Below are 19,704 nucleotides of genomic sequence, written 5' to 3'. Positions count from 1 at the left end.
TATGTAGATCCGTGGACAGGAGCATATGGAACGTCGGCACTTCATCCAGGCGAGTACCATTGCAGCAAGCGGACTAGCGTTTGCAGGCTGTCTTGGGAGCAACCCCGACGCAGAGCAAGCCACCGAATTTTCCGCGTACGACATTCCTGCGTACAGTGCGTGGCCGCCGGACGACCCGCGCACGAACGACTTCGTACTGTTTGGTCACCTCAATATCCGGCATCTTCACGAGGCCGACGACGAAGAAGACGATGAACCCACGGAGGATGTCGAGGACGTTTTGCTCACCCTTCCAGGGTACGGGTTCATGGTAACGGCATTATGGTTCTACTTTGGATTGTGGGACTACCCCTGGCACGGTACGCTCGGTAGCGAGAATGAACCAGATGGCATGGCGACTGAGGCACTCACAATGACCGAGGGTACGTTTGTGTTCCATGGAGAGTACGATCCCGAGGTGTTCACAAACGAGTACGCTGAGGGGTTCGACGAGCGTGAGGCCAATGGCTTCACTGTGTTTGAAGGGCAAGCGGGTGGAGGCACGGAGGAACTCGCATACGCCGTTTCTGAGGATGCCATCGTGGCTGCCATATCCCCAGAGAGTGTTGAGGATCACGAGGAAGCCGTCAGCAACCTTGACGATGCCCTCGACAACCGAATTAACGAAGTGGGGCGCATTGTGGACGATGAAGACGGTGAGTGGCTCTTTGAGAGTACTGGCCCAGCGGATATGGCAACAGGTTTCTGGCGTGTTGAAGGCCTTGAAGAAGAGGACTTGCAGGCTGGTGAAGAGGAGGATGAAGACACACTAAACATCGAGGACAATCCAATATTCGAGAGCGTGAATAGTTTCATCGGAACATTGGTGCTTCCCGATTCCGAGGATGGTGTCGGCGGTGACACGGCAGCAGCGCGGTTCGCGGCGTTGTATCCCGAAGGCGAAGTGCCCTCTGAGGACGAACTTCGCGAAGAACTCATGCCCAGCGACACCGGCGAAGTGCTTGATATTGTGACCGACGACGATCGGGTGCAGGTGGTGGCGGAAGTGAGTGAAGACGAGATCAACGAACACTTCAATTGAACCGTAGGAACTCGTTTTCCAGATCGTAGCCCGCTTGACCTCAGGTCGTGTTCATGGACGCAGATGAAAGCCGAGAGTCCGCGAGAAATCAGCAGCACGTTCCGAGATCCGAGTAGCCTTCCTCACTCGTAGTGGTGAACTTCCAAGTAACTGATTTATAGTTTTGTTCTGTAGGACATATTCGTATAGGAGAATGAGATCTGTTCCCGATAATGTAACAGTTTTAACGAAATTATTGTCGATGAGTCCGTATGAATTTGAGAGATTAGTAGGGAATCTTTGGAGCGAGATGGGATATGATACGGAGGTGGTGAAAGGAAGTGGAGACCGAGGAATTGACGTTATCGCATCGAAGGAAGACCCGTTTAAAAGAACACAGCTGATACAGACGAAGAAGTACTCACACGGAAATAAGATAGGGAGCCAGAAGATTCGTGAGTACAGAACGTTGTATGACCAGGAAGAGAGCGTCAATACGGTTGCTATCGTTACAACGGGGAATTATACGCGACAGGCGAGAAAATTAGCGGAAGATCTCGATGTAGAGACTGTAAACGGACTGGAACTGGTGAAATTGTTGAAAAGCGAGGGCAAAAGCCTTCTCGAGGATCTATTTCCGTCTGAGACGGCAACCGAAGCAGGTACTAGCAACGACAGTAAAACGAAGCCGAAGAAAACCCCTGCCGAACCCGAGCCAAATTCATCTATCAGCATGAAACATATAAACCCAGAAAGAACCGAGTCGGTTTCTAAGATATGGAGTGATGACATTGAAAAGGCAGCGAAAGAATTTGACGATCAGCGGTAGAGGGCAGTGGCTAGTTGCATACCGAGATATGTACTGAAGGAGTCGAAGATTTGCTGCGTATCGATTGCATTTCACATACCCAGTGAATCACTAATCACGCCCAAAATACTCACTAAAACCGGATTTCACTAGTCTGTCCCGCGCCTCGGACAATCAACACCGCAACTGGGACAATGCGAACATCTGGTTCAGTCAGATTGACGTTCCACAGTACCTCGAAGCCGACACCCTTGTGGAGTCTAAAACCCACCTTCCGGTTCTTGAATCTCGTGGAAGGCTCCCTGGTCAAAACGGAGCTGAGAAGGAACTTCACCAGGCCGCCAAAACGCAGTTGGTTCGATATAATGGTATCTTCCCGAACCGGTATTGAAAGTTGGCCCATCTAACGAAAAGTTCTCTGGATTTACAGCAACAGCAATATGACCTGCATCTGCACCCGTTGCATCTGAGTCGTACGAAAACAATCCTACGTCTGCCATCAATGGGCCACCGAGTATGGCCACTGCTAATAGAATCGACGTATCTACACAATCTCCCTGGGCGTCTACTAAAGTCTCAGAAGCGTACCGCGAATAATCTGCATATCCCGTACTGATTGAGTCAAGAGCATACGGAAGACTTTGAACAAAGGTACTGATGTATTCGAGCAGTTCCTCCGGTGAACGAACACCCTGCTGGAATCCTGAGTTATTAATAATATTTGCAATATGGTTACCCATTCCAATTTCAAACGACTCTGTGATGTAGCGTGTCCGCTCTGCTGCACTTTCTGGGACTCGGGGGCGGTCTTGGTTCTTCCACTTGTCGTAAGTCATCTTGGGGATGTAGAACGGCATTTCTGACTGGATTTTCGGTGCCCAAGATGGTGTCTCCGGTGAGAAATAGACGAGATACCCACCCTCAACGTTTATCCGTGAATAGGTTCCTGTTGGAGGGTGATACTCTTGTGTGGAGAGATCTCTGTAGTCGATGGTCTTACTTTCCCGCTCATGTTCTGGGGTTGCCTGTTCGATACCCTCTTCAGTAACTCGAAATGGGTTTGTGGCCATCAGCGGCTCACCTAAAAACCGACCAACTGTTGGTGGATGTGATGCTTCTCGATACACCAGATAGTAAGTAACCACGTTTTCCGGGATGGGTACATAGAACACCGTCTCCACAGCTACATGAGTTGGTTCGTTCAGCTCGCTTGGAACGAACTTTTCAGACTCTCCATGCCCAACTTCTTCCCCTGTAGAATAATCGAGAATGAGTGCTTCAATTACATACTCTGTCTCACTCTCGAGCAATCCAAGGAGAGGGGAATCTGGTTCAATTCGAACCTCAATGGACTCGTAACTATACTTTCGAACGTGCGATGCTGGCAACTCAAAACCAATACCGGTGTCTTCGAAAGGTTCTGTATCAACGGAGATTGTGTGTTTACGAGCCTCGTCTGTTAATGTCTGTGGTTGAGAAACATCAGTCTCGGCAGCCATGTCGGTATTGGTGTTGGCGGTTGTTCCCTCTTCTTCATCTCCAAAATATTCCGCACAACCCGCGAGTGTTCCGATGAGGGCAGTTGAAAGAAATGCACGCCGTGACGTGAAACTTGGCATGATTCCTCCAAAGAATAGATAATATGTAAACATTTCTTTGACAAGGTTTTTCGGAATCCACGCTGCAGGTTCACCCGAAAATGATCTGTGGAGGAGAGAGTGTTCCAAGAGACCCATCTGTTGGGAACGGTCAAGAGCGCCGTCAAGATGATTTCAGCAGAAACCATCGACACAATCCGTAAAGGAACGCATGGTGTGGGAGGCAGCATCACCGAAATCTCAGTCTGAGAGAACCGATTCGTCAAATCTGAACATCCAGAGTTTACCGCTTGGTACATCCTATCCCTGGTCAATATTCAAGAAACTGAAGTTTCATAGGGTGTCGAACCAGGAGACTAACTGATGACCTATATTGAATCCCCAGATGAGATTGGTTATTACCGTGAGTTGTTCGATGGGATTTGGAAATCTGCTACTCTCCGAATTGCAACGATAGAACTTGATGACGGGACACAGATTCCCAGTGGTGAGTTGGTTTTTTCATCTGAATCCCAAAAGGAAAAGAGTGAGGTTCGATACTGTGAAAGTTGTTTTACGATCCACGAGGTCGTAACCTCTTCGCCATTCGAACTTCTTGAGGAGATTGTTGAAGGTAATATTCAAACTACAGACGAAACCATCGAATTGGATACGGAGATTCATTCACACAATACGAGTGGGTACTTTCAGACGAGTTTGGAGGAATCACGTGTTCATGAAGATAGACCAGTAACAGAGATAAACACCGTAGTTGATATCCCCCTTTCAGAAGTACAAGAGAACCAGTACTCGACTAAACGAAAAGAGGTCGACGACCTACTAAAAAGAGCAGTAGAACCATATTATGATACAGGTCGGTGCCAAGACTATTACTTCGAATACGTATTTGCAAAGAGGGCAGATGACCCAAAGATCCTGCTGTTTGCGGATCCTCGTATTGATTACAGTCTTGCAGACGATCGGTTAAGAATCGTTCTTCCTGAACCGCTTGTAGATGACTTCTTCGTTAGCTTACTACCACAACGACCATATGGGCAGCACAAAGGGAGCCGAATTGATATTGACGCCGATAGACTGGAAACGGTGGATGATGGCCGTCTCAAATTTTCTCAGCATCTCGAGTTAGATGACATTGAACACATTTACGTGAACCTGTATCTCGACGACGAGTTGTTGGATATGATTAGATATACGCCAATCGACGTTCTGCAGGCAAATCCACGCTTTCAGATTCTGAACGAATACGACCAGAGAGATAAGATGGTCAGTTATCTTGAGGGGGAGGAACCAGATGCCTTTGAGTTTGCCGTTCTCAATCTCTTGAGTACAGCGGGGTATCAGGTTCAAATGTACGGAGAAGGGAAGTACAATATTCCAAATTGGTCACATGAAGATTCCAGCCGAGGATACCAGGAAATCGACATAATTGCGTATGCACCAGATAGTTCCGAGATTCTATTCGTCGAATGTACAAATGCCGGGATCTCGGAGAAACAGTCGCTTCTTGACCGAAGCCAAGCAATAGCCGCAAATGCTCTCGATAGCGTACAAGAGTATGTATTTGAAAAGTCAGAATCAATCCCGATCCGTATGCTTACACCATGTATTGCTACACCACAGTCACCAGAGAGTCTGAACGAAGAGGTTGTAGAAGACTTTGAAGAGAAGGGGGTTGTGATTCTCCATCAAGAGAGGCTGAAGAACATCTATATGGCAAGTCAAGAAATCGACAACACGGTTTCAATCGACACCGAACCCCTCGAATTGGTCTGAGCTGTCAAATGGAAAAAGTCAGGAATCTCGTTCAATTTCCACAGAGACTCTATTTAGGGGTCTGTTGAACTCCTCAATCGGTGATAGGAACAGCCTGCTGGATACAGAGGACGTATGCAGCTCGGTGGCTCGATTCATTTCGTATGAGCGCGAATGAACTACCCGTTTAACACCAGCTAACTTACCGAAGAGCGACGAGACGAGTTGCAGCCCGAGTACCAAACACAATAAGCGACCCGGAACGCCTTGACGTTGTTTAGATCGGATCCAACTCACTCACAGTGCTGAGCCTTCTGCCCCAGAGTCTGGCTCTCGGTGAAATTGACTGCTGCCGAAGTAGTTTGCTGTATCATTGAAAATCACTATCTAGCATTACTTCATGGCCAATATTCACTAGTTTTGCATATTGTTCTGCAACCTCATTGAGGAACGCCTCATTCCGAATCTCGGACAAATTATCAATAGGCCACTCTTTCTCGACGACTCTGAAGGTATTACGCTTGTGACTGACCTCAAAGCCAGCATCTTCAAAGCGTGTTTCCGCTGTCCGAATATGATCCGCTAATTTGTCCTTGTTGACTTCCTTGATATCCAATCCTCGAGTAGTGATATCAATTGAGATCCACACGCTATTGCTTTCGAGAGGTCTCACACGGAGTGTGTAACGAACTGGATCTGGATGACCGGGATGCCGTGATCGCATTCTTGGTTCGCGGCAATCAAACCCTTTGGGAAACAGGTCTTCGGGATCAGGCGCTTTCGTGATATCCTTGAATTGAGCGAACGCTCGAGTGATAATCGCTTCATTGGTCGTTGCATAGTTTGGTTTTTGATCACCTCGTGGTTGCACCCGCTTGTTGTCATAATCGACGACCGTCGAGGCGACGAGTATTGGGGACTCGCCCTCATTTTTGGAAAGTCGAAACCGCTGTACTTCGACACACTGGAGGTTCAGCCCTTCGTCGCGAAGATACCGTGCGTTTGCCGCTGTCTGATCAGTGACCTCTTCAGCCACAATGACCATTCGCTGGAATTGATTGAAGTTTTCCGGCTTCACCGGTCTTCCAAAGAAAGTATTGAATGCATTAGCCAAAGACTCCTGCTCGAGACCGGACGACGGTAGCCAGTCGTTTGTATGTGATTCCGTACGGTATTCTGCAAAGACCTGATCGAGATCGTCATACGTGAACCACTGAAGAGCTTGCGCATACTGCTGGGGCTGACTGAGAATAGATGCTTCAGAGGCACTCCCAGAACCACTCTCACCTTTTTTCAACTCAAATACGACCACATTCCCATATTTATCAATCCCCAGTAAATCGAGCGTCCCAGTTTCAACAGTGACCTGTCGGCCAATCAGGAGTATTTGTTCGTCGAGTAGAAGGGAGGGAATTCGATTCAGAAGATGTTCTAGTTTCTCCTCGGTCGGAAACGGACTGATCTCCCTCTCTACCGGATTTTCCCCTTCGAGTAGCTCATAAGCACGCATGCATCATATCAAAACTAAACATAAATAAGAATTTGTGCCTATGTATTCGAATCTCGGGATAACCCACCCCCTTCTGACTGATCCATAGGTGTTATGCATGGCTCACCTCATTCGTCCCCCTACTCATGGGGGCTGTGTACGTCTTGCACCGATACAATTCCCTCGGCGGGTTTGAGGCAAAGCCTCATGGTGTCTAGATGAGCAAGAAAGAACAGTATGACGCCAAGATGAAGTCGGCATGGATATTCGGACTAGTTGATGTGAAGATAACTGCAGATAGTACCTTTGAGAGTAAGGTTGGTGGCGTGAACAGGAGGATTGATCGGTTCACGAAAAAATGTAAGGAGGAGGATCTGAGACCGTTCATCAAGCTGTGGGAAGCCCCATGGATTACCGACTGGCTGACGATCCTGCGGAGTTCAACCGGAGGCGACGTATGCCGATCTTGACGCTGCTGAACAACATTTGGTAGGGAAGGTTAGTCACAGTAACGACCTCTGGAACAATCTTCACAACATCCGTCACGACCTCAGAGAGACAGAGGGGTTCTACAACGAGTACCTGGCAACAAATCCCAGAAAGGTTAGACTCCGTGGTGTTCACTGAACAATGTTAGCCTATGATTTTGTGTCCCTCCGTGTCGACGTATTGCGCTTCCCACTCTCGACGCTCCTGAATCCGCTGTCTGCCTGCCTCTGAAATCGCATAATAGTTGGTTCGGCGATCGAGTTCCCCTTTCTTGACGAACTCCTTATTGACCACTGTATCGAGATTCGGGTACAGTCGTCCATGATTTATCTCGCTACTGTAGTACTGTTCCAATTCTTCCTTTACTTCTTGGCCTGAAGGTCGTTCGGCCCCAGCGATCACGTATAGGAGGTCGCGCTGGAACCCCGTCAGATCGTCCATGATGCTAGTGTATGGCACTTATCCGATAATTGTAATAGGCGGCATACAATTCAACTGCTTGGGTTTCACAGTGTCTACACCGAGAAAGGAGGGGTAAAATCTATAGATCAACATCTATCTGCATACTTGACGAAGAGCCAGAATCAACTGTCAACGGTCTATCCGACGTTCTATTTCAGTCAGACTTTAGAGAACATGAACACTGAGTCCTTCCCACTGTGGCGGGATGTATCCGAGCGGCATTCCGAACGACGACTCGACATACATGTACTGCTCCCCATCAATCTCCCGCTGGTATGGAACAAGAACGTGTGGGTGCCTACCTAGTTGTCGCTGTTCGTTAATATCCTCGAAGCCCATATCACGCATCCGAACGGCAGGTGTGACGTGTCCAACATCTATACTTCGCCCAGTGTCCGAAGTGAACGTAGTGATATCGGGGAGTCGGAAGATGCGCGTCTCGAAATCGAAGACATCCTGCTGTAAGAGTGCGTTCATCAGCACTGTGTAGTCCTTACAATCACCATACGTCCGAGAGAACGTCCGCACGGGGTGAGCCGTGCCAGGAGCCAACGCTACCCCATCTCGGGGGTTACCACCCAAATCCCAACTGTGGTCGAAGAACTGGACGAAATCAACGATGAACCGTAGCTGTTCGACGGGACTCGCTCCACGACGGTCGCACTCGTCGGCAATCTGTGTGGCGACTTCTTGGACAATCGGGTTCTCTACGACCTCTGGCGCGTTTGACATAGCCTTCACCAATGACCCTTCCGTCTCAACGTCGATTTGTTGGGCTGTTTGGATTGCGTCAGAAAGCTCCTGCTCACTGAACTGTACGTCAACACCCCAGAGATTCTGAACAGGGGAACTCGTGAAATGAGGGGCGGCTTCTTCGAGAAGATGCCCCATGGAGATTCCATCTCGAATCTCTCGTTCTTCGATTTCATCGAGGAACTCCTGGTATCGCTCTGAGTAGATACTGAAGCTGGAGAGCCGACAGGTCTTCATTCGATACCCGTCTTTGGTTTCTTCTACGCTAGAGTGGTTTACGTCAGGCCACTCGTACATATCCCACGTTTGTTTCCTTCGGAACTCGAGCCAGTCGCCCTGGTCTTCAAAGCGGCTTGCATAGATGAATTCCTCTTCTCCAACGCGAGCCGCTTGCTGGGTCTGCGTGATGATTTCGCCCCCTCGTGGAGAGTGGTTATACTCGTCTTCCCAGGAGAACCCGATAACGAACGGTTCATATTTGGGAATTTCCATATCAAGGTCGAATTTGAAATCAAAGACGCGACCAACTGGGCTTCTTGGCCCGACGTGATAATCACCACCAATTGGCACATTTACATAAGGGAGCAACGAATTATCTTTGTAGCTCTCCTGTGGGATGGTGATTTTCGAGACGGGTTTGGGTGGGTTCTCATCTATAATATCGTATCGGAAGTGTGCTAGAGTACCAGTTTCCTTCCATTCGTGTGCCTCATCATCGTAGAGACTATCGTGGGAGTCCACCGTTCCCTGTGTACGGACAATCTCTGTCGTTTTTGTGATATTCCACTCTGCATCTGCCGCTTCAGAGAGTGGGATGTAGTGGGCATGAATGTCGTAGTCTGCAAGTGGATTGACGGCTATGTTTAGTTCCACAGTGACGGAGTTTGGTGCAATATCTTTGATTGATGTCACATGGAGGTTGTGCCCATAGAGGAGTTTGCCATCCTTGGTCACTCTCTCGATATACCTCTCATTGCGCTCTTCTTGTGTTGGACCCGATGCCTCATCATCGGTCGTATCATCACCCGAGTCATCAGTGGGTTCAGTGTCCGAGTCTAAAATTGAGGTACAACCAGCCAAAGCACTCACTGCTCCCGCACCAACCGTGGAAAGTAACACCCTTCTGTCCATGGATTGTGTCAAAGATAGATACTAATAAATTCTCCTATCTGTTTTGAAAACCATCATTAGGGATGTGGGTAGCATATCTTCGTACGCTTTTCACCAGCTCTTGTGGGACAGCTAATTCATCACTTCCCTTTCAAACTCGAAAATGAATTTGATGATTGGAGTAGTCGAAATTATGTTTAGTAAGTACCGCGAACTCGCCTATAATGTCCCTGAGATGAGGTCAACACGCTAAGAGATAGCTTTGGCTGGAGCGTTCAAGCAAGATTATTGTTCTATCCCACTGAGTTGGTGATTGACAGAATTCCCCGATCATTTACCAACTAATCTCACGAGAGGGCTTTGGTTTGTGACGCCGTGTTACACACATGATGGCCAGTAATTACTTCTTGATTGAATGATGTTTTAGCCAATAATGGTCGATCCGTTGGTTGGTGCAACTCTTGTTGCTCCGTTGGTTGTGAAAACTGGCGAGAAAGCTTTCGAGAAGGGAGTCAGCGATGCTATTGAATCAGCAAAAAAATTGTATAAAAGCGAGAGCCAGCGCAAGAAGTGGGATGAAGAACTCGAACGGACAGCAACAGTGTTCCACGAAAAACTGCAAGTTGCCGTGAGTCACATCGCTCGAGAGAACGACGACGAACATTTGGAAGAGGTTGCCGAGAATTGGGACAAGATTGCTCTTGAGTTAAACGAGATGAACATCACATACGAAGCTCAAGAGGAGGTCGTTGATCAGATCTGCAATGCTATAGAAGCCAGTTTTGAACAAAAATTACCTGCTGAGTACGCCAAATCTGGCGTGTTACGGAGAGCTATCGAAACGGCGTACGCTCACTCCTTGCACAAATTTGCAGATGAGATTGAAGGGACAGAACTTGCAGAGCGGCTTCAACACGAAGTCAATAGGGATGTTATCACCGAACTGAGGCAGATAAGTGATCAATTGGAACTCATCGACCGATACCTCGATCGCTATGAGCATTTTCATGAAATTGATACCCGCCAGCACAGCGAATGGCAAGAGCGAGCATCTGGAACGCTGGCTGTGGATGAGTATTATCAACCGTATACCCCTCCGTCAGGGCTTACGGCAGTTGCCGATCACCAATACCTGCTGGTAGTTGGTCGGGCAGGCACTGGTAAAACTCGGGCTCTTCTGGAAACGTTGGGCGAGATCAACACTGAGAATCTCGACCGGGTCATCATTCCAAAGAGGTCGTTCAGGACACTCGCTGATGTCGAACCATTGTGCAATCGGAACTACGAGGGCGACGTTCTGTTCCTCTGGGACGACATTCACAAGTTTGCTGATAGCAACGACGGAATTAAATCCGTCATCCAGAAACTTCGTACGAAAGTAGAAGATGACGGTCACAACCTCTGGGTTCGACTGACGATCCGTCGTGAAGAATTTGATAAAGTGTTTGAAGAGCAGGATCGCCCAGAACGACTGAGCGGTGAGTTTTGGAAGGGGTTCGAGACTGCCGAAATTGACGACCCCGAATATTTCACCGAAGAGCGTGTCGATCAACTTGTCGACTCAGCTATCAAACAATACAATATCGACGCAAACCCCCGAGTCCGTCAAAAACTAGTGCAACAGGTAGTGAAGACCGCTCCAAATCCCGAGTATGTTGATGCAATCTGTAAAACAGTCCGGGATGAAACAGATGGGAGATTGACTGCAGCGTACACTGACAACCTACCTGAAGATGCTCTCAATGCATGGATTAGAAGGTGCGAGCAATTAGAAAGCAAGAAGCCCGACTATTACCGGATTCTAAAAGCACTCTGGGTTGTTGATCGCCTCGATATTTCATTAACCGCAGCGCCGGTCAAATACCTCTATACAGAGTGGTGCGATGGGAAACGTGAGTTCGAACTTGGATTGAAATATCTGAACAGTCGAGGATGGGTATTTGTGGAGAAGACGAACCAAGTCACAAGGCTACAGATTCACGACTTCCGTCTTGAAGCGATTGATCAGTCAGTACCTGATTTCAAGGGCAACGAAAGAGAGTTGAAAGAGCTGAGTGAAGCCTTACAAGACTCGGCTCTCGAGTGGGAACTTAGCGGGGATTCAGAGCGAGATTTGCCTGCAATCGTCCACGCTAATTTTGCACAGTTCCTCGCAGAATCATTTGTCTATCACGACCGCTTTGGAGCAAGATTTCAGTCGATGGCGAACACTCACTTTGAGAAGGCTATCGAACTGAGTCGAGAGACAATATCCGTGTATGCGAGCTACGCGGAGTATCTCGAGAGGCGAGGCAAACTTGATCGGGCACACGAAATTTATGAAGAAGCTTTAGAAGAAGAAGCCACCAATACGTCGATTCGGCGTTCGTTCGCGCAATTTTTAAAGGAACAAGGAAGGGTCGAGCGAGCGATCGATGTGTTCGAGGAAGGTCTCGATCACACCTATGTAGAGCCTCCCCTTCGAGTTTGGTTCGCTTATATCTTGGTCGAGCATGGGGAAACAGAGCGAGCTGCCGAGCTGTACGAAGAAGGTCTCAAACACACCCCTGAAGAGACCTACCTCTGGGAAAGATTCGCTTCCTTGTTAGCCGACCAAGGAGAAGTCAAGCGAGCGATCGAGGTGTACGAAGAAGGTCTCAAACACACCCCCTTCCTTCGACGGGATTTCGCTTCCTTGTTAGCCGACCAAGGAGAAGTCATGCGAGCAATCGAGATGTACGAAGAAGATCTCGATCACACACCTGGAGATACCGACCTTCGACGGGATTTCGCTTTATTTTTGGCAGAGCAAGGGGAAGTCGGGCGAGCGATCGAGGTCTACGAAGAAGGTCTCAAACACACCCCAGGAGATGCCGACCTCCGAAGAGGATTCGCTTCCTTGCTAGCCAATCAAGGGGAAGCCGAACGAGCGATCGAGGTCTACGAAGAAAGTTCCAAACACATTCTAAGGCACACCGCGTTCGGAGTGCGTTTCATTTCCTCGTTAGTCGAGCAAGGGGAAGGCGAGCGAGCGAGCGAGGTGTGCGAAGAAGGTCTCGAACAGGCCCCTGAAGACACCTACCTCCGGGAAAGATTCGCTTCCTTGTTAGCCGATCAAGGGAAAGCCGAACGAGCGATCGAGGTCTACGAAGAAGGTCTCAAATACACCCCTGAAGACACCTACCTCCGGGAAAGATTCGCTTCCTTGTTAGCCGATCAAGGGAAAGCCGAACGAGCGATCGAGGTCTACGAAGAAGGTCTCAAACATACTCCCAGCGACACCGGGTTCCGAACCGATTTTGCTATCTTATTGGCCAACCAAGGGGAAATCGGGCGAGGAATCGGCGTGTTCGAAGAAGGCCTCGATCACACTCCTGGAGATACCGACCTTCAAGTTTACTTCACTTCCTTTTTGGCTGAACTAGAGGAAGTCGAGCGTGCTATTGAAGTGTACGAAGAAGGTCTCGACCACACTCCCACCGACAAAACGCTACGATTCAAGTATACTTCCTTTTTGGCCGAGCAAGGAGAAATCGAGCGAGCAATCGAGGTGTATGAAGAAGGTCTCAAACACACCCCTGGTGATGCAATGTTTCGAGGAAAATTCGCTGCGTTTTTGACCGAGCAAAAGGAAACCAAAAAAGCGATCGAGCTGTACGAAGATGGTCTCGATCAAACCCCCGTTGCCCCCTTCCTTCGACGAGATTTCGCATCCTATTTAGCTGAACAAGGAGAAGTCGCCCGTGCAATCAATGAATATGAAACTGCGCTTGATAATGGATTAAGTCCAACCTTTATGCAGATCTGCCCTATTTCATCATGCAACATGGAATTCGACTGCGAGTCACTACCAGACCACTTGCGCAACGAACATCTCTCTTAATCCAATCCCAACCGGAGATACATTCCATGATAACTTCACCACATACTCGCACAGACACTAATATTTGATATGTAGAGATAGCAGGGAAAAGCTCAATTGTTAGAGGTACTCCCTTCGTTGTTCCATCTTTTCGTGTTCTGTACGTCGATCGTAGTGCTTCTCGAGAATATCCGGACTCACGTCGGCACGGTCGCTGACAAATTTCTCGGGGCGTCCCTCCTTCAGATTGTGCGTGATTCCTCCGCGCCGGACAGCGTGTGGCCCCTTGCTCGAGGGACAGACATGCGCTTGGTTTTTCGTCTTCGTGCCATCACAGTCATCGAGATCACGATCATGGGGACATCCCTCTCCCCAGAAGCAAGGACGTGTAGTGGCGTAGGCGTACGTCTGGATCGTATTGACGTGGATTCGGCCTTGCGCAGTGGAAATAAGGGGGTTACGCCCAAAGTCATCGGTCACGTTTGGCCGTTGGCGCTCGATCCAGTCATCGAGTACGGCACACGTCTGCTCCCGAAGAGCGACGTATCGTTCTCCATTGTCACCGTTCTTGAGTCGTGTTCCGGTATCGGGTCTGTTCGTGACTGCAAGATACTGTTCGTCGGGGTGGTAATCCTCTACGTCAAGTGCGCGGACAGAACTCCGTCGCATCATCGTACGCCACAACAACAATAGCACAACGTGAATGGTTCCGGCGTATTCGAACGTGGCCAACTCTGTGAGGATCGCGTCAGCCTCTTCCGAGTCTACCCGAACGTCACGAACATTTTCCCCGTCAGAGAGCGTCGGGGATTGAACTTTCGTGAAGAGGTCAACGGGAACCCCGTCGATGGACTCCAACCATCGAATGAACACTCTGATCGTGTCCATCTGAGTTTTCTCAGAGGGTGCAGTGAGGTCGCCGTCGTTGCGTCGCCATAGGCGATACCGGTGGATGTCACGCCCAGTTAGCTCGTTCAAATTCTCAATCTCATTGTCGTAGCACCATGCCGTGAAGTACTGCAATCGCGATCGATGGGAGTTGAGTGTCGCTTCGGTTACTTCGCGCTCTCTCGAGTCGAGGTACATTTCGAGGGCTGTCTCCGGGTCGATGGGTTCTAAATTCATCATCGTATTCTCCGGAGATCACGAAAACAGGTCGACGCTGTCGGGTGATTCGCCGTTCACAGGCTGTAACGAATGCCCGTCGCGCCCGTTCGTTTTGTGAACGATGTGGATTCGATAGACCGCGGTAAGAAGTTTATAAAACACGCGCTATCTGCACGAAAGAGTTGGGTCATATTCCGAACGGGGCCGGCGTCGACGTACAGGTCGTGAGCGAGCGATGTACCGTCTTACCCGCAATCATCGACGAACACTACGACGTCCGATCCGAGGAAGATACGATCCGCCAGCGCCAGGAAGTGTTGTGTCGGTCGCACTCGAGTTAAAGTACCGAGGAGTTCAGAAATACCAGACAGTGGCCCGTGAAACGAGACGAGCGAACCGACTACACCGTTTTCAGCCTGCTGAGGAGCGCATCGGCTTCGTCGTTCGCGGCCTCCCGATCGAGACCGTTCTCGACGTACGCATTCACCACTCGAAGGCGAATTGCCTCAGGTTCGAGCGGTTCCACCGTCTCGATGTACCCGTTCTCCTCGAGATACGTCTCGAGTTCCGTCGTTTTGTCGCTATGGAATCGGTTCACTTCGCCGTTTCTGAGACCGTCGATGATCCGTTCGCCCTCGCCGTTGCATTCCTCGGCGAGGTCGGCGACCCGATCGATGAACGTCGAACTCACGGCTCCGGAGTCTTCGAGCGTCTGGCGATCGACTCGGTCACCACGGCCCGTCTCCCACGAGTGGACGAACGTCTCCAGCGCAGTTCCGTTCCGTTCAACTACCCTCAATCGATCCGGTTCGTCCACGAGAGCCGCCCGATCCACCTGCTGAAGGAGCGTCTGGAGCTGGCCCCATCGCGTGATCCCCTGCTCGAGGAGCTGGGACAGGAGCGTCACGTCGTCGACGACGTACCACAGGTGTGCGCTGCCGGCGCCCAGACGTGGGTTGAATGATTCCACGTCGAGTGCATCACCGTACGAGTCGTGATCGTGCCCGTCCGGATCCGGACTGGGCGGGGCAACCGCACGAACCTCGAGATCCCCGAGATCGGGGACGTGAAATTCCTCGCTGAGACCGCGAACGGTCGCGAGGTCGATCTCACAGTAGTCGACGTCCTCGACGTCCTCGAGAGCCCCACGCCACTTGTGTACCTCGTCGCCCTGCGCCGTGAAGTACCACACCTGCCGCCCATCCTTCGCGAGCTCGAGCATCGACTCGATGATGACCTCGGCCTTCCCGTCGTCCGTATTCGCCAGCGTCTCGTCCAGTATCAGCGGGAGCTGTTCGCCCTGTTCTTGCTGTTCGACGAACGCGATCCGGACGGCCAGAAGTACTTGGAGTCTGGTCGCACTCGAGAGTTCGTCGAGGTCGAATCCCGTCTCGGTGACCGTGTCGAAGGCCCGGAAGGTTCCGTCCCCGTCGTCGAGGTCGAGGCGATAGCGGCCGTGGGTGATCCGCGCGAGAACCGTCCGTGCGTGTTCGAAAACTGCTGGCCGGTTCGTTTCGCCCGTCGTCTCTCGGACGTGCTCCGTGAGGGCGTCTCCGACCAGCGACGCGCAGTCCTCGTTCAGCTTCTCGTGTAACGAGTCGAGTGCACGGTGTTTTTCCGTGATGGCGTCCTCCACTTCGGAGTCGGTTTTCGCTTCCTGTACCCGCGTCTCGATCGTCGTGATTTCCTCGTGGATGGCGTCGTACGACGCGGCCGTCTCCTCGGCCCGGCGTCTGTCGCGCTCGAGTTCGGGTATCGGTTTGGTCTGCAGGTCGGAGTCGAACCCGGGATAGGATTCGAGTTTGCCCGCCTCCCGATCCACGATACTCTTTTTCTGGCGAACCGTCTCGACGGCTTCCTGACACTCGTCGGCTTGGTCGCAGAGTTTTCGTAGTCGGTCGAGTTCGTCGGTGTCGAGACCGATCTCGGCGAAGAGGTCGGCCTCCTTCGTTTCGAGGGTATCGATCTTCTCGGTCGCCTTCTCGATGGTTTTCGCCGCACTCTCGAGGTCTCGCGTTGCGTCGGTGTGTCGAGTCGCTCGTGACTCGATGCTGGCGATGTGTGCCCTGGCGTGGGCCGCATCGTCGACGGTCTCGTACCCGTACGGTTCGAGGGTCGCTTCGAGGTCGGCACGTGTCTCGTCGATCTGTGCATCGATCTCCGCAATCTTGTTCTCGAGGCCGACGACGCGGTCATTGTACTTTTGCCATCGCAGGATCCCGTTCGCGAAGACGAGGAGTTCGAGATCGGAGACGTCGATGTCGATCCCGAACCGTTCTCGAAGCTCGGATCGTCGCTCGTTAAGCTCGTCCTCGAGGCGTTCCAGTTGTTCTAAATCGCCCTCGATAGCGTCGCGACGCTCCTCGACGAGACGCTCGAGTTCGTGTGCGGCAATCTCCCTGTTGAGCTCGGTCAGCCGATGCCTGACGGCGTCCGGCCCCCAGGACTTGGGCGGTTCGAGTCCGAGATCGGCGAACGCCTCCCGGTGGGCTGCTCCGGGCTCTGTTTCGTCCGTCCCCGAGTGGTGCGCACTGTACCCGTAGACGCCGAGTCCGACGCCTGCAGCGACGAACAGGTACAGGGCCGGGTGAACGAAGAACCCCAACGTGACCCCTGCTACTCCGAACAGGAGTGCGGAAATCGTCCCGATGACAAGCGGGTGTGATCCACTCCCGGCCGATTCGTTGCTCGAGGTCTTGAGCCAGTTCTCGAGCGCCTGTTGTCCGTTCCGAAGCGAGGCGAGATCCTGGGCTGGCGTCTCGCGCTCGCGCAACCACTGCTGAGCGGACTCGTACTGTGATCGATCCGATCGAAGCTGTTCGGCGTCTCGAACGAACTCGGATACCGCTCCCCACGAAGCCGGATCCAGGCTCTCGAGCGTCTCCTCGCTGACGTCGAGCGGGATGGCTTCGAGGCAGTTCGCCCGTTCTGCACGTTTCTCGTCGAGATCCGCCGTGCTGTCGTCGCGATCTCGTTCGAGGTCTTCGAGTTTGCTGGCCAGCGATTTGAGCCGTTCCACCAGCCCATCTGGGACGCCGTCGTCCGGAAGAGCCGCCGTCTCGATCGCGTCGGTCGCTTCGACGACCGCCTCCTCGGCCGCTTCTTTTTCGTCCTCCCACTCACCGACCTCCTCACGCAGTTCGTCGACTGCCTCGGCTTCGTCACCGTCGATCGACTCGAGAAGTTCGGGGAACGCCGATACCGCCTCCTGGGCCGTCTCGAGTTCCGTCCTGGCCTCGGCAAACTCGATTACCTGGTCGAGTAGCTTCACTCGGTCGGTGGCACTCCTCGCTTCAGCCAGTTCGGTTCGAAGCCGTCCGAGTCGTTGCTCCTCGTTTCGCAGCGCGTCCATCTCGGATCGAGCTGTCCGCCAGGCGTCGACGGCAGACTCGGCCGCCGACACCTCCCCTATTCTCCTCGAGTTCGGAGTGTCGTCGAACTCGAGCCGTTCGGCGGCTGCCGAGAGGTCGTAGCCGCCCGCCGACTCCCGCTCGATCGTCGCAGCGAACGACTCGTTTCGGGTCTCGTCACTGAGCAGGTCGTGGAGGCAGAGGTGGTACTGGTCACGTTCTTCTGCGGGTGGCAGACCGGGCCCGTTCGCGTCCTGCCCGTTTCGCTGGTACGTGACTCGACCATCACGCGTCTCGACCCGCCAGTCGTCACCGTTCAGGGACAGGTGGCCGACGAGTTCGGTTCCGTCCCGCACCGCTCCGGGCCAGAGCAGTTCCTGTATCGACAGCGCCATCGTCGTCTTGCCGCTCGCGTTCGGGCCATACACGACGTTGATGCCCTCCGAGAGGTCGTCGACCTGGAATCCTCGAGCGGTGAACCCCGGTGCACGAACGATGTCGAGGGTCTCGACGTGGAGTCCATCCTCGCTCATGCGGCACCCTCCTTTTGCTCGAGCAACGTATCGAGCAACACCCTCGCCTGGGACTCGAGCGTCTCGACCGCGTCCGACTCGTCCGGCGTGTCGAGTTCCCCCTGACGTCTGAGTACGCTGTACGCGCCGGATTCGTGGGCCTCCTGTATCGACGCGAGTGCGTCCTGAACCAGCGACCCGTACTCGTCGGTGACGCGATCGTTCTCTATCGCGAGCAGAAGGTCGGCGACGTACGCGGCGGGACTTTCGCCCTGTGCCAGTGCCGCCAGATCGACCGCCGGTTTCGTGTCGACCTCGATCGATTCGATGCGCACGGGCGTCGTGCCGACTTTGAGTCCGAGATCGTCCTCGATCGACGCTTTTCGCCGATGAATCTCGCCATGCGCGGCCGTCCGGCCTGTCAGGCGGACTCGAGCGAGCAGGAGTTCGAGCGCCCCCAGTTCCACGTCCGATCGAACCCGATCCTCGATCCGGTCTCTCACCATCGAGGGGATCGCCTTCGGGTCGTCAGCGTCGCTCACGTCGACGCCGACGTGGTCGTATCGAACGGTCGCTAGCGGGATCTGCTCGGCGTCCACGTCGCCCGAGCCGTCGATCCGCACCATCCAGGGCCCGTGCGCGCCGCGTTCACCCGGATCGAGCGCCTGTGGCGACCCGGGGTAGAGGACGAGCGGATCCGCCTCGTTGTGGACGGCTGGTCTGTGAATGTGCCCGAGCACCCACGCATCGACGGGTTTGCCGAGAATGTCGTTCGATTGGACGGGGGCGTACTCGCTCCCGGGCGTATCGAGATCCGCGTGAAGGAGCCCGATCACGGGAACGTCAGGGTCGGGCGAGGGCTCGTAGTCCTCGAGTGGCGAGTCGATGACGTGCTCCTTCGGAAACGACCACCCATCGACGTGGAGTTCGGCCTGTCCGTCCCTCGACAGCGTCCAGCGATCCCAGTCGCCATCGTTCCCGACCAGATGGAGGTTTTCGCGATCCAGCTCTCGAACGAGCCGGGGGAGGACGTCGAAGTCGTGATTTCCAGCGACCACGACGACCGGGATGTCGGCCTCCTCGAGGCGTCTGACTCCGTTCTCGAACGCGCCGTAGGCCTCGAAGAATCGGTTCTCCCGGTCGACGACGTCACCGGAGATAAGGACTGCATCGACCGCTCGACGAATCGCTTCGTCGACCGTGGACGACCAGACCGATTTCGGCGAAAAACGCTGCCCGTCTATCTCCGAGGGGATTCTGGTCGGGTGGCGACCCAGATGTATGTCGCCGGTACACAACAGATTCAGGTGTGCGTCTTGCATTGCCGTCCTCCAGAGAGATACCAGACCGGTTGTTATGGTGGGGGGATAAAT

The 19,704-nt window shown here is 52.5% G+C and carries 13 protein-coding genes; 6 read left to right on the top strand and 7 right to left on the bottom strand.

What is annotated here, in order from left to right; all coding sequences use genetic code 11:
* The first annotated feature begins 25 nt into the window (after positions 1 to 25).
* Positions 26 to 1,081 (top strand): hypothetical protein, encoded by a 1,056-nt coding sequence (locus tag NGM68_RS09720; RefSeq protein WP_252697899.1) that lies wholly within the window; start codon positions 26 to 28, stop codon positions 1,079 to 1,081.
* 241 nt (positions 1,082 to 1,322) lie between these two features.
* Positions 1,323 to 1,889 carry a restriction endonuclease gene (locus NGM68_RS09715; RefSeq protein ID WP_252697898.1) on the top strand — a complete coding sequence of 189 codons (567 nt, stop codon included), beginning with the start codon at positions 1,323 to 1,325 and terminating at the stop codon, positions 1,887 to 1,889.
* 239 nt (positions 1,890 to 2,128) lie between these two features.
* Here NGM68_RS09715 and NGM68_RS09710 read toward each other — a convergent pair whose 3' ends face one another.
* A complete protein-coding gene (locus tag NGM68_RS09710; protein ID WP_252697897.1) occupies positions 2,129 to 3,604 on the bottom strand; it encodes a hypothetical protein in 1,476 nt (491 codons plus the stop codon).
* 225 nt (positions 3,605 to 3,829) lie between these two features.
* Here NGM68_RS09710 and NGM68_RS09705 point away from each other — a divergent pair, with 225 nt between their 5' ends.
* The gene (locus NGM68_RS09705) at positions 3,830 to 5,239 is read left to right on the top strand and encodes a hypothetical protein (protein ID WP_252697896.1); all 1,410 of its coding nucleotides are present in this window, start codon (positions 3,830 to 3,832) and stop codon (positions 5,237 to 5,239) included.
* 349 nt (positions 5,240 to 5,588) lie between these two features.
* Here NGM68_RS09705 and NGM68_RS09700 read toward each other — a convergent pair whose 3' ends face one another.
* Positions 5,589 to 6,728, bottom strand: a complete 1,140-nt coding sequence (locus NGM68_RS09700) for a PDDEXK family nuclease (RefSeq protein ID WP_252697895.1) — start codon at positions 6,726 to 6,728, stop codon at positions 5,589 to 5,591.
* A 197-nt stretch (positions 6,729 to 6,925) separates the two neighbouring features.
* On the opposite strand from NGM68_RS09700, the gene NGM68_RS09695 reads away from it, so the two are divergent.
* Positions 6,926 to 7,177: a hypothetical protein gene (locus tag NGM68_RS09695; protein ID WP_252697892.1), complete on the top strand. Its 252-nt coding sequence runs from the start codon at positions 6,926 to 6,928 to the stop codon at positions 7,175 to 7,177.
* Between the two features lie 163 nt (positions 7,178 to 7,340).
* Here NGM68_RS09695 and NGM68_RS09690 read toward each other — a convergent pair whose 3' ends face one another.
* Together NGM68_RS09690 and NGM68_RS09685 are read right to left on the bottom strand one after the other, a co-directional pair.
* Positions 7,341 to 7,637, bottom strand: a complete 297-nt coding sequence (locus NGM68_RS09690) for a PadR family transcriptional regulator (RefSeq protein ID WP_252697891.1) — start codon at positions 7,635 to 7,637, stop codon at positions 7,341 to 7,343.
* A gap of 186 nt (positions 7,638 to 7,823) precedes the next feature.
* Positions 7,824 to 9,542 carry a transglutaminase-like domain-containing protein gene (locus tag NGM68_RS09685; protein ID WP_252697889.1) on the bottom strand — a complete coding sequence of 573 codons (1,719 nt, stop codon included), beginning with the start codon at positions 9,540 to 9,542 and terminating at the stop codon, positions 7,824 to 7,826.
* A gap of 412 nt (positions 9,543 to 9,954) precedes the next feature.
* Between NGM68_RS09685 and NGM68_RS09680 the strand changes: the two genes are divergently transcribed.
* A complete protein-coding gene (locus NGM68_RS09680; protein WP_252697888.1) occupies positions 9,955 to 13,383 on the top strand; it encodes a tetratricopeptide repeat protein in 3,429 nt (1,142 codons plus the stop codon).
* A 99-nt stretch (positions 13,384 to 13,482) separates the two neighbouring features.
* Here the strand turns inward: NGM68_RS09680 and NGM68_RS09675 are convergent, their stop codons facing one another.
* Positions 13,483 to 14,487, bottom strand: a complete 1,005-nt coding sequence (locus tag NGM68_RS09675; protein ID WP_252697885.1) for a tyrosine-type recombinase/integrase — start codon at positions 14,485 to 14,487, stop codon at positions 13,483 to 13,485.
* 164 nt (positions 14,488 to 14,651) lie between these two features.
* Between NGM68_RS09675 and NGM68_RS09670 the strand changes: the two genes are divergently transcribed.
* Positions 14,652 to 14,810 (top strand): hypothetical protein, encoded by a 159-nt coding sequence (locus NGM68_RS09670; protein ID WP_252697884.1) that lies wholly within the window; start codon positions 14,652 to 14,654, stop codon positions 14,808 to 14,810.
* Positions 14,811 to 14,869: 59 nt separating this feature from the next.
* Here the strand turns inward: NGM68_RS09670 and NGM68_RS09665 are convergent, their stop codons facing one another.
* Positions 14,870 to 18,352, bottom strand: a complete 3,483-nt coding sequence (locus tag NGM68_RS09665) for an ATP-binding protein (RefSeq protein ID WP_252697882.1) — start codon at positions 18,350 to 18,352, stop codon at positions 14,870 to 14,872.
* The gene (locus tag NGM68_RS09660; protein ID WP_252697880.1) at positions 18,349 to 19,653 is read right to left on the bottom strand and encodes a metallophosphoesterase family protein; all 1,305 of its coding nucleotides are present in this window, start codon (positions 19,651 to 19,653) and stop codon (positions 18,349 to 18,351) included. Before NGM68_RS09660 ends, NGM68_RS09665 begins: the two co-directional genes overlap by 4 nt.
* Positions 19,654 to 19,704: the final 51 nt, after the last annotated feature.

Origin of the sequence: Natronosalvus vescus (assembly GCF_023973145.1) — an archaeon.
Classification (GTDB): domain Archaea; phylum Halobacteriota; class Halobacteria; order Halobacteriales; family Natrialbaceae; genus Natronosalvus; species Natronosalvus vescus.
The sequence above is the reverse complement of the archived record's forward strand: the minus strand, read 5'-3'. Positions and strand labels throughout refer to the sequence as shown.